This window comes from Isoptericola variabilis 225, assembly GCF_000215105.1.
Taxonomy (GTDB): domain Bacteria; phylum Actinomycetota; class Actinomycetes; order Actinomycetales; family Cellulomonadaceae; genus Isoptericola; species Isoptericola variabilis_A.
This window is the reverse complement of record NC_015588.1, coordinates 1,607,740-1,620,719: the sequence shown is the minus strand read 5'-3', so window position 1 is coordinate 1,620,719 and position 12,980 is coordinate 1,607,740. Positions and strand designations below refer to the sequence as shown.

The 12,980-nt window shown below is 71.8% G+C and carries 10 protein-coding genes; 2 read left to right on the top strand and 8 right to left on the bottom strand.

Annotated features, from left to right (window positions below; all coding sequences use genetic code 11):
* Nucleotides 1–18: 18 nt before the first annotated feature.
* The 5 genes from ISOVA_RS07485 to uvrA are packed head-to-tail and all read right to left on the bottom strand — an operon-like array spanning nt 19 to nt 7,407.
* Nucleotides 19–1,017 carry a gluconeogenesis factor YvcK family protein gene (locus ISOVA_RS07485; protein ID WP_013838638.1) on the bottom strand — a complete coding sequence of 333 codons (999 nt, stop codon included), beginning with the start codon at nt 1,015–1,017 and terminating at the stop codon, nt 19–21.
* Nucleotides 1,014–1,949, bottom strand: coding sequence for an RNase adapter RapZ (gene rapZ / locus ISOVA_RS07480; RefSeq protein WP_013838637.1), 936 nt, complete (start codon nt 1,947–1,949; stop codon nt 1,014–1,016). The genes ISOVA_RS07485 and rapZ overlap by 4 nt, the downstream gene beginning before the upstream one ends.
* Entirely contained in the window at nt 1,946–3,994 is a 2,049-nt protein-coding gene (uvrC, locus tag ISOVA_RS07475; RefSeq protein ID WP_013838636.1) for an excinuclease ABC subunit UvrC, read from the bottom strand. The genes rapZ and uvrC overlap by 4 nt, the downstream gene beginning before the upstream one ends.
* A gap of 15 nt (nt 3,995–4,009) precedes the next feature.
* Nucleotides 4,010–4,525 (bottom strand): OsmC family protein, encoded by a 516-nt coding sequence (locus ISOVA_RS07470; RefSeq protein WP_013838635.1) that lies wholly within the window; start codon nt 4,523–4,525, stop codon nt 4,010–4,012.
* 17 nt (nt 4,526–4,542) lie between these two features.
* Nucleotides 4,543–7,407 (bottom strand): excinuclease ABC subunit UvrA, encoded by a 2,865-nt coding sequence (gene uvrA / locus ISOVA_RS07465; protein ID WP_013838634.1) that lies wholly within the window; start codon nt 7,405–7,407, stop codon nt 4,543–4,545.
* 96 nt (nt 7,408–7,503) lie between these two features.
* On the opposite strand from uvrA, the gene ISOVA_RS07460 reads away from it, so the two are divergent.
* The gene (locus ISOVA_RS07460; protein ID WP_013838633.1) at nt 7,504–8,211 is read left to right on the top strand and encodes an MBL fold metallo-hydrolase; all 708 of its coding nucleotides are present in this window, start codon (nt 7,504–7,506) and stop codon (nt 8,209–8,211) included.
* 49 nt (nt 8,212–8,260) lie between these two features.
* Nucleotides 8,261–8,554, top strand: a complete 294-nt coding sequence (locus ISOVA_RS07455; protein ID WP_013838632.1) for a YciI family protein — start codon at nt 8,261–8,263, stop codon at nt 8,552–8,554.
* 9 nt (nt 8,555–8,563) lie between these two features.
* Here ISOVA_RS07455 and ISOVA_RS07450 read toward each other — a convergent pair whose 3' ends face one another.
* The 3 genes from ISOVA_RS07450 to uvrB form a co-directional block, all read right to left on the bottom strand.
* Nucleotides 8,564–9,604, bottom strand: coding sequence for a TerC family protein (locus ISOVA_RS07450; RefSeq protein ID WP_013838631.1), 1,041 nt, complete (start codon nt 9,602–9,604; stop codon nt 8,564–8,566).
* Nucleotides 9,601–10,602 (bottom strand): TerC family protein, encoded by a 1,002-nt coding sequence (locus ISOVA_RS07445; RefSeq protein WP_013838630.1) that lies wholly within the window; start codon nt 10,600–10,602, stop codon nt 9,601–9,603. The genes ISOVA_RS07450 and ISOVA_RS07445 overlap by 4 nt, the downstream gene beginning before the upstream one ends.
* Before the next feature lie 213 nt (nt 10,603–10,815).
* Nucleotides 10,816–12,924 (bottom strand): excinuclease ABC subunit UvrB, encoded by a 2,109-nt coding sequence (uvrB, locus tag ISOVA_RS07440; RefSeq protein ID WP_013838629.1) that lies wholly within the window; start codon nt 12,922–12,924, stop codon nt 10,816–10,818.
* Nucleotides 12,925–12,980 lie beyond the last annotated feature (56 nt).

Below are 12,980 nucleotides of genomic sequence, written 5' to 3'. Positions count from 1 at the left end.
ACGCGTCGCAAGCACCCCTCAGACGTCGCCGTAGACGCCCTCGAACACGTCGCGGAAGGCCGCGGCGAGGCGCAGCGCGTCGTGCCGCGGGGTGCCGTCGCCGCGCCGGACCTGGCGCATCACGAGGCGCGCGCCCATCGCGGCGGCCGCCTGCTCGAGCTCGCCGACGTCCTCGACGGCGGACGGGTCCGCGAGCACGGCGTCGACGCGCAGGCCCGGCGCGTGCTTGTGCAGCGCCTCGAGGTGGTCGGTGGCCGTGAGGCCCTGCGTCTCGCCGCGCTCGGCGCTGAGGTTGAGCGTGACGCACCGCCGCGCCGTGGTGGTGTGCAGCGCCTCGGACAGCTCCGGCACGAGCAGGTGCACGAGCACCGACGAGTACCAGGAGCCCGGGCCGAGGACGACCCAGTCGGCCTCGCGCACGGCCGCCACGGCCTCGGGGCACGCGGGCGGGTCCGACGGCACGAGCCGCAGCTGGTCGATCCGGCCGTCCGTCACCGCGACGCGGCTCTGCCCCACGACGGTCTCGTGCTCCGGGCCGTGCCCCGCGTCCCGGCGCACGTCGGCCTCGACGACGAGCGGCACGGACGCCATGGGCACGACGCGGCCGCGCGCGCCGAGCAGCCGGCCCACCCAGTCGAGCCCGGTCACGGTGTCGCCGAGCATGTTCCACAGCGCGACGATGAGCAGGTTGCCCATCGCGTGGTTGTCGAGCTCGCCGTCGGACGCGAACCGGTGCTGCAGCAGCTCGCTCCACGTGCGGCCCCACTCGGAGTCGTCGCACAGGGCCGCGAGCGCCATGCGCAGGTCCCCGGGGGGCAGCACGCCGAGCTCCTCGCGCAGGCGTCCGGACGAACCGCCGTCGTCGGCGACCGTGACGACCGCCGTGAGCCGGTCGGACACGTGGCGCAGCGCCTGGAGGCTCGCGGACAGGCCGTGGCCGCCGCCGAGGGCGACGACCGCTGGTCCCCGCGACCCTCCGACGCCGGGTGCGCGCAGGGGCGTGCTCAGCGCGCTCACTCCTTCCCCAGGTCGCGGGCCGTGACCGACACGCGGTGCCCGAGCCCCCGCAGTCGTGCCGCGATCTGCTCGGCGATCGCGACGGAGCGGTGCTTGCCGCCGGTGCAGCCGACGGCGATGGTCACGTAGCGCTTCTCCTCGTTGAGGTAGCCGGCGAGGACGGGCTCGAGGGCCGCGACGTACCGCTCGACGAACTCGGTCGCGCCGGGACGGCTGAGCACGTAGTCGCGCACGGGCTCGTCGCGGCCGGTGAGGTGGCGCAGCTCGGTGATCCAGTACGGGTTGGCGAGGAAGCGCACGTCGACGACGTGGTCGGCGTCGAGCGGCAGCCCGTACTTGAACCCGAACGAGACGACGTTGACGCGCAGCGACTCGGGCGCGCCGTCGGCGACGGCCGCGCGCACCTCGCGCGCGAGGTCGTGCACCGACAGGTCGGAGGTGTCGATGACGACGTCGGCCCGCTCGGCGATCGAGGCGAGGATCCGCCGCTCCGCCTCGATGCCGTCGAGGATGCGCCCGTCCCCCTGCAGCGGGTGGGGGCGGCGGACCTGCTCGAAGCGCCGCACGAGCACCTCGTCGGTGGCGTCGAGGAACAGGATGCGGTAGAAGACGCCCTGCTCGCCGAGGTGGGCCAGGACCTGCGCGAGCTCGGAGAAGTACTCGCGGCCGCGCACGTCCACGACGGCGGCGATGCGCTCGACGGAGGACCCCGAGCGGTTCATGAGGTCGACGAGCGGCACGAGCATCATGGGCGGCAGGTTGTCCACGACGAACCAGTCGAGGTCCTCGAGCACCGCGGCCGCGCGCGAGCGCCCGGCGCCCGACATGCCCGTGATGATGAGGACCTCCGGCTCGCGCCGCTCGGGCGCCGGCGTGGCGGCCTCGATGGCCGGGATGCCCGCGGGGACGGTGGTCGGCGAGGGCTCGGTCATGCGCCCAGCATGCCAGCCCGGTCGGCGTCGGTCTCGGCCGGGGGCGCCGCGCCGCGCGGCGCCGACGCCGCGAGCGCCGCGACGACGGCCGCGGCCGTCCTCTCCCCCATGCCGCGCACCGTCGCGATCTCCTCGACGCTCGCCTCGCGCAGCCGCCGCAGCGAGCCGAAGTGGCTCAGGAGCGCCTTCTTGCGCGCCGGGCCGAGGCCCGGCACGTCGTCGAGCACCGACGCCGTCATGCCCTTGCTGCGCCGGCGCCGATGCTGCGCGATCGCGAACCGGTGCGCCTCGTCACGCACGCGCTGGAGCAGGTAGAGCCCCTCCGACGCGCGCTGCAGGATCACCGGGTAGTCCTCCCCCGGCAGCCACACCTCCTCGAGCCGCTTGGCGAGCCCGCACAGCGCGACGTCGGTGATGCCGAGCTCCTCGAGCGCCCGGGCCGCGGCCGCGACCTGCGGCGGCCCGCCGTCGACGACGACGAGGTTCGGCGGGTACGCGAAGCGCCGGCCCTTCTCCGGGGGCACCTCGGCCGCGACCTCGCCCGACGCCGGCGCCTCGTCGCCCGGGTCGACCTCGACCTCGCCGAGGCGCGAGCGCTCCTGGAGGTAGCGGCGGAAGCGGCGCGTGATGACCTCGTGCATGGCCGCGGTGTCGTCGCGTGCGCCCTCCCCCTCGGGGCCGCGGACCGTGAACGCGCGGTACTCGCTCTTGCGGGGCAGGCCGTCCTCGAACACGACCATCGACGCCGACTGGTAGGAGCCCTGGGTGTGCGAGACGTCGTAGCACTCGATGCGCAGGGGCGCCTGGTCGAGGCCGAGCGCCTCCTGGATCTCCTGGAGCGCCTGGCTGCGCGTGGTCAGGTCGCCCGCGCGCCGGGTGCGGTGCAGCGCGAGCGCGTGCTCGGCGTTCTGCCGGACGGTCTCGGCGAGCTCGCGCTTGTCGCCGCGCTGCGGGACCCGGACGTCGACGCGCGCACCGCGCAGGCCGGTGAGCCAGGCGGTGACCTGGTCGGTGTCGGGCGGCAGCACGGGCACGAGCACCTCGCGCGGGACGGCGTCGCGGGCCGCGGCGCGGCTCTGCGGGTCGGCGCCGCCGGAGAGCACGTCCTCGGCCGATCCGTAGACCTGCTGCAGCAGGTGCTCGACGAGCTCGGCGTCGGTCACGTCCTCGACCTTCTCCACGACCCAGCCGCGCTGGCCGCGGATCCGTCCGCCGCGCACGTGGAACACCTGGACGGCCGCCTCGAGCTCGTCGCCCACGAGCCCGAAGACGTCGGCGTCCGTCGCGTCGGACAGGACGACCGCGTTCTTCTCGGTCGCGCGCTGCAGCGCCTGGATGTCGTCGCGCAGGCGGGCGGCCTGCTCGTACTCCATGGCGGCCGACGCCTCCTGCATCTTCCGCTCGAGGCGCCGGACGAACTTCTGGGTGTCCCCGGCCATGAAGTCGCAGAAGTCCTCGGCGAGCCGGCGGTGGTCCTCCGGGCTGACGCGGCCGACGCAGGGCGCGGAGCACTTGTCGATGTAGCCGAGCAGGCACGGCCGGCCCGTCTGGTGCGCACGCTTGTAGACGCCCGCGGAGCAGGTGCGGATCGGGAAGACCCGTAGCAGCAGGTCGAGCGTCTCGCGGATCGCCCACGCGTGCCCGTAGGGGCCGAAGTACCGCGTGCCCGGACGCTTCGCGCCGCGCATGACCTGCGCCCGGGGGATCTCCTCGCCCATCGTCACCGCGAGGTACGGGTACGACTTGTCGTCGCGGTACTTGACGTTGAACCGCGGGTCGAACTCCTTGATCCACGAGTACTCGAGCGCGAGCGCCTCGACCTCGGTGCCGACCACCGTCCACTCGACCGACGCGGCCGTGGTGACCATCGTCTGCGTCCGGTGGTGCAGGTTCGCGACGTCCTGGAAGTAGCTCGACAGCCGCGCGCGCAGGTTCTTCGCCTTGCCGACGTAGATGACGCGCCCGTGCGCGTCGCGGAACCGGTAGACGCCGGGCGAGGTGGGGATCTCCCCCGGCTTCGGTCGGTAGGTCGCGGGGTCGGCCATGCGACCCAGCCTATTTCAGCCCGCCGACACCACCGTCGTGCGCACCGGAGCCGGCTCGACCAGCACGGGGAAGTTCACCGAGCGCGCGATGAAGCACATCGCATGGGCCTTGTGGTGCAGCGCGGCGAGCGACTCGTCGTCGACCCGCGGCCCGGGGTCCGCGACGACGCGCGGGTGCAGCGTCACGTCGGTGAAGCTGCCCTCGCCGCGGGCCTCGACCCGCATAGTGCCCGTCGCGTCGTCGGTGTACTCGCGCACGACGACGCCGCTCTCGGCGGCCAGGTGCAGGAACCACAGCATGTGGCACTGCGCGAGGCTCGCGACGAACAGCTCCTCCGGGTTGTACCGCGTGCGGTCCCCCCGGTACGCCGGGTCGGCGCTGCCCGGCAGCGCGGGCTTGCCCGCGATGCGCACCTCGTGGTCGCGCGGGTAGGCGGTGTACGAGGTGGTGCCGACCGGCGTCCCGGGCTCGCCGGACGGCTGCCCGACGGGCCAGGTGACGGTGACGGCGTACGCGTGGTGGGCTCCCATGGCCCAAAACTAGGGGGTCAGGCCGCGCTGCGCCTACCGGACCGGGTGCCCAGGATCTCGGCGAGGAACCGGCCGGTGTGGCTCTCGGAGACCTTGGCCACCTCCTCCGGGGTGCCCTGCGCGACCACCGTGCCGCCGCCCGAGCCGCCCTCGGGCCCCATGTCGACGATCCAGTCCGCACTCTTGATGACGTCGAGGTTGTGCTCGATGACGAGCACCGTGTTGCCCTTGTCGACCAGCGACTGCAGGACACCGAGCAGCTTGCGGATGTCCTCGAAGTGCAGGCCGGTCGTCGGCTCGTCGAGCACGTAGATCGTCCGGCCGGTCGAACGCCGCTGCAGCTCGCTCGCGAGCTTCACGCGCTGCGCCTCGCCGCCCGACAGCGTCGGGGCGGGCTGACCCAGACGCACGTAGCCGAGGCCCACCTCGACGAGCGTCGTGAGGTAGCGCGAGATCGCGGGGAACGCCTTGAAGAACTCGGCGGCCTCCTCGATCGGCATGTCGAGCACGTCGGCGACCGTCTTGCCCTTGAAGTGCACCTCGAGCGTCTCGCGGTTGTACCGGGCGCCGTGGCAGACCTCGCACGGGACGTAGACGTCGGGCAGGAAGTTCATCTCGATCTTGAGCGTGCCGTCGCCCGCGCACGCCTCGCAGCGCCCGCCCTTGACGTTGAACGAGAAGCGGCCGGGCCCGTACCCGCGGACCTTGGCCTCCTCGGTCTCGGCGAAGATCTTGCGGATCCGGTCCCACACGCCGGTGTACGTCGCGGGGTTCGAGCGCGGCGTGCGCCCGATCGGCCCCTGGTCGACGTGCACGACCTTGTCGAGGTGCTCGGTGCCGGTGACACGCGTGTGCCGGCCCGCGACCTGCCGGGCACCGTTGAGCTGGTTCGCGAGCGTCGTGTAGAGGATCGAGTTGACCAGCGTCGACTTGCCCGAGCCCGACACGCCCGTGACGGCCGTGAGCACGCCCAGCGGGAACGACACGTCGATGCCGCGCAGGTTGTTCTCGCGCGCGCCGACGACGGTGACCTGACGGTCGGGGTCGACCGGGCGGCGCGACGCCGGCACGGGGATGCTCCGGCGCCCCGACAGGTAGGCGCCCGTCAGGGACCCCTCGGCCTCGAGCAGGCCGGCGTACTCGCCCGAGTGGACGACCTGTCCCCCGTGCTCGCCCGCGCCCGGCCCGACGTCGACGATCCAGTCGGCCGCGCGGATCGTGTCCTCGTCGTGCTCCACGACGATGAGCGTGTTGCCCAGGTCGCGCAGGCGGGTGAGGGTGTCGATGAGCCGCCGGTTGTCGCGCTGGTGCAGGCCGATGCTCGGCTCGTCGAGCACGTACAGCACGCCCACGAGCCCCGAGCCGATCTGCGTCGCGAGCCGGATGCGCTGCGCCTCGCCGCCCGAGAGCGTGCCCGCCGGGCGCTCGAGGGACAGGTAGTGCAGCCCGACGTCGAGCAGGAACCCGAGCCGGGCGTGCACCTCCTTGAGGACCTCGCCGGCGATCGCCCGCTCGCGCGGGCCCAGCTCGAGCCCGTCGAGGAACTCCTTGGCCTGGTCGATCGGCATGCGGCACACGTCCCAGATGGACTTGCCGCCGACCTTGACCGCCAGCACCTCGGGCTTGAGGCGAGCGCCCTGGCACACGGGGCACGGGACCTCGCGCATGAAGGCCTCGTAGCGCTCCTTCGACCAGTCCGACTCCGTCTCGCGGTGCCGGCGCTCGATGAACGTGATCACGCCCTCGAAGCCGGTCGAGTACTGGCGCTCGCGGCCCCAGCGGTTGCGGTAGCGCACGTGCACCTGGTGGTCCCGCCCGTGCAGGATCGCGTCCTTGGCGCGCTGCGGCAGCGCGCGCCACGGCACGTCCATGGAAAAGCTCATCTCCTCCGCGAGCGCCGACAGCACCCGCGTGAAGTACTCCGACGACGTCTGCGCCCACGGCACGATCGCGCCCTCGGCGAGCGACCTCTCCTCGTCGGGGACCACGAGGTCGGGGTCCACCTCGAGACGGAACCCGATGCCCGTGCACTCCGGGCAGGCGCCGTACGGGGCGTTGAACGAGAACGTGCGCGGCTCGATCTCGTCGAGCGTCAGCGGGTGGTCGTTGGGGCAGGCGCGCTTCTCCGAGAACTTGCGGATGCGGCCGAGGTCGTCGATGTCGGCGTCGACGAGCTCGATCATCACGAGCCCGCCCGCGAGCCGCAGCGCGGTCTCGACCGAGTCGGTGAGGCGGCGCTGCACGCCCTCGCGCGCGACGAGGCGGTCGACGACGACCTCGATGTCGTGCTTGAGCTTCTTCTCGAGCGTGGGCGGGCTGGTCAGCTGGACGACCTCGCCGTCGACGCGCGCGCGGGCGAAGCCCTGCGACTGCAGCTCGGTGAAGAGATCGGCGTACTCGCCCTTGCGGCCGCGGACGACGGGCGCGAGCACCTGGTAGCGCGTGCCCTCGGGCAGCTCGAGGAGCTTGTCGACGATCTGCTGCGGCGTCTGCTTCTGCACCGGCTCGCCGCACACCGGGCAGTGCTGCGTGCCGGCACGCGCGAACAGCAGCCGCAGGTAGTCGTACACCTCGGTGATCGTGCCGACGGTCGACCGCGGGTTGCGGTTCGTCGACTTCTGGTCGATCGACACCGCGGGCGACAGGCCCTCGATGAAGTCGACGTCCGGCTTGTCCATCTGCCCGAGGAACTGCCGCGCGTACGCGGACAGCGACTCCACGTAGCGGCGCTGCCCCTCGGCGAAGATCGTGTCGAAGGCGAGCGAGGACTTGCCGGAGCCCGAGAGCCCCGTGAACACGATGAGCGAGTCCCGGGGCATGTCGAGATCGACGTTCCGCAGGTTGTGCTCGCGGGCACCGGAGACGACGAGGCGATTGCTCACCGCAGCATCCTAGCGGCCGCCCACCGACATTCGCACAGATGTTCTACGGATCACACCGTGCCGACGCCGAGCCGACGGCGGTGGCAGGCTGGGCCCGTGAGCACCACCAGCGGCTACACCGGTGATGTCCGCCCGGGCGGCCCTCCCGACGTGCGCGTGCTCGACCGCGCGGTCGTCGCGAAGCGGTCGGTCGGCCCGACCGACAACGCCGCGTACGTCGTCGCGTGCCGGGCCACGGGCTTGCGCATGCTCGTCGACGCCGCGGCCGACGCGTCCCTCCTGCTCGAGCTCGTCGAGCAGGTCGGCGAGGCGTGCCCGACCGGCCCGCTCGCCGTCGTCGTGACGACGCACCGGCACCGCGACCACCTCGGTGCGCTCGCCGACGTCGTGGACGCGACCGGGGCGCGCACCGCGGCCGGGGCGGACGACGCCGAGGCGATCGAGGGGGCCACCGGGGTGGAGGTGACCGACCCGCTGCTGGACGGAGACGTGCTGGCCCTGGGCGAGCTACGCCTCGACGTCGTGCACCTGCGCGGGCACACGCCGGGATCGGTCGCCCTCGCCCTGGTCGGCGCCGAGGACTCCGGGCGCAGCCACCTGTTCACGGGCGACTCGCTGTTCCCGGGCGGCGTCGGCAACACCCAGGGCGACCCGGCGCGGTTCGCGAGCCTCATCGGCGACGTCACCGCACGCCTCTTCGAGCAGTACGGCGACGACACCTGGGTCTACCCGGGCCACGGCCGCGACACGACGCTCGGCGCCGAGCGCCCGCACCTGGCCGAGTGGCGTGCCCGCGGCTGGTGACGCGGACGCCCCCGACGGGAAGAGCCCGCGACGTGCTTGGATGCCCTCCATGGCCACCTTCGCCGTCACCTACGTGTACAGCAGCGACACCGACCGTCTCGACGCCGTGCGAGCCGACCACCGCGCGTACCTGCGCGCGCTCCACGAGCGCGGCGTCGTGCGCGTCTCGGGACCGCTGCCCGCGACCGACGGGGCACCGGCGGGCGCGCTGCTCGTCGTCGAGGCCGACGACGTCACGGGCGCGCTGCGGGCGCTCGACGACGACCCGTTCCGCCGCGAGGGTCTCGTCGTCGAGCGCTCGGCTCGCGAGTGGGTGCCGGTGATCGGCGGCTTCGCGAGCTGAGCGCGCCGCTCAGGGCTCGCGGGTCGTCACGGCGTCGCCCCCCGCCAGCTCGGCCTCGAGCTCACGGGCCGCGATCGCCGCGGCCCGCGCCGTCTTCCACAGGCTGGCGACCGTCGCGATCGCCAGCGAGCCGATGATGACCGTGAGCGAGAGCCAGATCGGGATCTCGGGCGCCCAGGCGATGTGCTCGCCGCCGTTGACGAACGGCAGCGTGTTCTCGTGCATCGCCTCGAAGACGAGCTTGACGCCGATGAAGCCCAGGATGACCGCGAGCGCCACGGGCAGGTAGACGAGCCTCTCGAGCAGCCCGCCGAGCAGGAAGTACAGCTGGCGCAGGCCCATGAGGGCGAACACGTTCGTCGTGAAGACGATGAACGGGTCCTTGGTGAGGCCGAAGATCGCGGGGATCGAGTCGAGCGCGAACAGCAGGTCGGTCGTGCCGATCGCGACGAACACCACGAGCATCGGGGTGAAGAGGCGCCGCCCGTCGACCACGGTCCGCACGCGCGAGCCGTCGTAGTGCTCGGTGACGGGGACGACGCGCCGCAGCAGCCGGATCGCGACGTTCTCCTTGTACTCCTCGTCCTCGTCGTCGCCCGCGAGGAGCTTGACCGCGGTGTAGATGAGGAAGGCGCCGAACAGGTAGAAGACCCAGACGAACTGCTCGATGATCGCGGCGCCCGCGAGGATGAAGCCGGCGCGCAGGACGAGCGCGACGATGATGCCGACCATGAGGACCTTCTGCTGCTGGTCCCGCGGCACCGCGAAGCGCGACATGATGATGACGAACACGAAGAGGTTGTCGACGCTCAGCGAGTACTCGGTGAGCCAGCCGGCGAAGAACTCGCCCGCGGGCGCGCCGCCGCCCACGGCGGCCACGACCAGCCCGAAGACGACGGCCAGCCCCACGTAGAACGAGACCCAGAGGGCGCTCTCGCGCATGCTCGGCACGTGCGGACGGCGCGCCACGATCGCGAGGTCCGCGAGGAGGAGCACGAGGATCGCGGTGAGGGCGACGCCCTCGAACCAGACGGGCAGCTCGTGGATCACGAGGCGTCCTCACCGAAGGTCTGTCCGACCTTGGCGCGGCGGCCGCTGAGCAGGGAGGCCACCGTGGTGATGGCCAGGACGACCACGATGTAGGTCAGGGAGACCGCCGTCGGGATCTCGGGGATCACCTCGACGTGCTCGCCGCCGTTGATGAACGCCAGCTCGTTGGTGTGCAGCGCGTGGATGACGAGCTTGATGCCGATGAAGCCGAGGATCGCGGCGAGGCCGTAGGCGAGGTAGACGAGCCGGTCGAGCAGGCCGTCCACGAGGAAGTAGAGCTGGCGCAGGCCGAGCAGCGAGAACGCGTTCGCCGTGAAGACGAGGAACGCCTCCTGCGTGAGGCCGAAGATCGCCGGGATCGAGTCCACCGCGAACAGCAGGTCGGCGCTGCCGATGGCGATCATCACGATGAGCATGGGCGTGATGAAGCGCCTGCCGTCGACCTTCACGAGCATGCGGTCGCCGACGTAGGTGTCCGTCGTCGGGAGCAGCCGGCGCGTGAGCCGCAGCAGGGCGTTCTCGTGGTACTCCTCCTCGTGCTCCGTGCCGGAGCGCGCCTGCGCGATCGCGGTCCAGATGAGGAACGCGCCGAAGACGTAGAACACCCAGCTGAAGTTCTCGATGAGCGCGACGCCCGCCACGATGAACACCGTGCGCAGCACCAGCGCGATCGTGATCCCGATGAGCAGCACGCGCTGCTGGTACTCCCGCGGCACCCGGAAGCTCGTCATGATGAGCACGAAGACGAAGAGGTTGTCGACGCTCAACGACTTCTCGGTGATGTAGCCGGCGAAGTACTCGCCGCCGTACGTCGCGCCCCAGCCGGCCCACACGATGAAGCCGAACACGATCGCGACGCCGACGTAGGCCAGCGACCACCACGCCGACTCGCGCAGCGACGGCGCGTGCGGCGTGCGCACGTGGCCGAGGTAGTCGACGGCGAGCATCGCCAGGATGACGGCGACGGTGACGATCCATACCCACACGGGTACGTCCACGGGTTCCCCCTCCGGTACGTAGCACTGAGCACCGGAGGTCTTCTCCACCCCGGCCTCGCGGCCACCGGCGGGTGGGACCGAACCGGCCTCGACGCCGGTCGTGATGACGATCCCACCGCTTGCGGAGTACTCCCCTCCAACGACGTGCAAGCATACGGCACGTCACCGCCGCGTCTCCCGCCGTCTCACGGTGACGCGTGTCTCGCCGCAGGTTCAGGCCGTGGCGGCCTGCATCTGGCGCAGCTCCTTCTTGAGCCCGGCGATCTCGTCGCGCAGCCGGGCGGCGACCTCGAACTGCAGCTCCGCGGCCGCGGCGTGCATCTGGTCGCTGAGCTCCTGGATCAGCTCCGCGAGCTCGCCCGCCGCGGCACCCGCGAGCCGGTTGCCCGTCGTCGCGCCCTCCTTGGGCGCGCCCGGCAGGGGCGCGCGCCCCTTGCCCGTGGCGGCCGGCTTGCGGTAGCCGCCGGCGAGGAGCTGCTGGGTGTCGATGTCCTCGCGCGCGAGCATGTCCGTGACGTCGGCGATCTTCTTGCGCAGCGGCTGCGGGTCGATCCCGCGCTCGGTGTTGTAGGCGATCTGCTTCGCGCGGCGCCGGTTGGTCTCGTCGATCGCGTACCGCATCGCCGGCGTGACCTTGTCGGCGTACATGTGCACCTGACCGGTGACGTTGCGGGCGGCGCGGCCGATCGTCTGGATGAGCGACCGCTCCGAGCGCAGGAAGCCCTCCTTGTCCGCGTCGAGGATCGCGACGAGCGACACCTCCGGCAGGTCGAGACCCTCGCGGAGCAGGTTGATGCCGACGAGCACGTCGTACTCGCCGAGGCGCAGCTCGCGCAGCAGCTCGACGCGCCGCAGCGTGTCGACCTCGGAGTGCAGGTACCGCACCCGCACGTCCTTCTCGAGCAGGTAGTCGGTGAGGTCCTCCGCCATCTTCTTGGTCAGCGTCGTGACGAGGACGCGCTCGTCGCGCTCGACCCGCTCGCGGATCTCGTGCAGCAGGTCGTCGATCTGGCCGGTCGTCGGCTTGACCACGACCTCCGGGTCGACGAGGCCGGTCGGGCGGATGATCTGCTCGACCACGCCGTCCGACATGGACAGCTCGTAGTCGCCGGGCGTCGCTGACAGGTAGACCGTCTGGCCGATGCGCTCGACGAACTCCTCCCAGCGCAGGGGCCGGTTGTCCATCGCGCTGGGCAGGCGGAAGCCGTGCTCGACGAGCGAGCGCTTGCGCGACATGTCGCCCTCGTACATGGCGCCGATCTGCGGGACGGTCACGTGCGACTCGTCGATGACGAGCAGGAAGTCCTCGGGGAAGTAGTCGAGCAGCGTGTTCGGCGGTGAGCCGGCCGCGCGGCCGTCGATGTGCCGCGAGTAGTTCTCGATGCCGTTGCACGTGCCGATCGAGCGCATCATCTCGATGTCGTACGTCGTGCGCATGCGCAGCCGCTGCGCCTCGAGCAGCTTGTTCTGCCGCTCCAGCTCGGCGAGGCGCTCCTCGAGCTCGGCCTCGATGCCCTCGATCGCGCGCTCCATGCGTTCCGGTCCGGCGACGTAGTGCGTGGCGGGGAACAGGTAGACGCTCTGCTCGTCGCGCACGACCTCGCCCGTGAGCGGGTGCAGCGTCTGGATCGCCTCGATCTCGTCGCCGAACATCTCGATACGCACGGCGAGCTCCTCGTAGACCGGGATGATCTCGACCGTGTCGCCGCGGACCCGGAACGTGCCGCGGGTGAACGCCATGTCGTTGCGCGTGTACTGCATCTGCACGAACCGGCGCAGCATCTCGTCGCGGTCGACGACGTCGCCGACGTCGAGCCGGACCATGCGGTCCACGTACTCCTGCGGGGTGCCCAGGCCGTAGATGCACGACACCGACGCGACCACGATCGTGTCGCGGCGCGTGAGCAGCGACGACGTCGCGGAGTGCCGCAGCCGCTCGACCTCGTCGTTGATCGACGAGTCCTTCTCGATGTAGGTGTCCGTCTGCGCGATGTACGCCTCGGGCTGGTAGTAGTCGTAGTACGACACGAAGTACTCGACCGCGTTGTTGGGCAGCAGCTCGCGGAACTCGGTCGCGAGCTGCGCGGCGAGCGTCTTGTTCGGCGCCATGACGAGCGTCGGCCGCTGGAGCTTCTCGATGAGCCACGCGGTGGTCGCGCTCTTGCCGGTGCCCGTGGCGCCCAGGAGGACGACGTCCTTCTCCCCCGCCTGGATGCGTTCGGCCAGCTGGGCGATCGCGGCCGGCTGGTCGCCGGACGGCGAGAACTCGGAGACCACCTCGAAGGGGGCCACCGCGCGCTGCAGGTCGGTCACGGGTCGCATGACCCTACGGTAGGCCGCGCCACCGACATCGTGGGGCGCCCGGGTCGGCCGCGGCC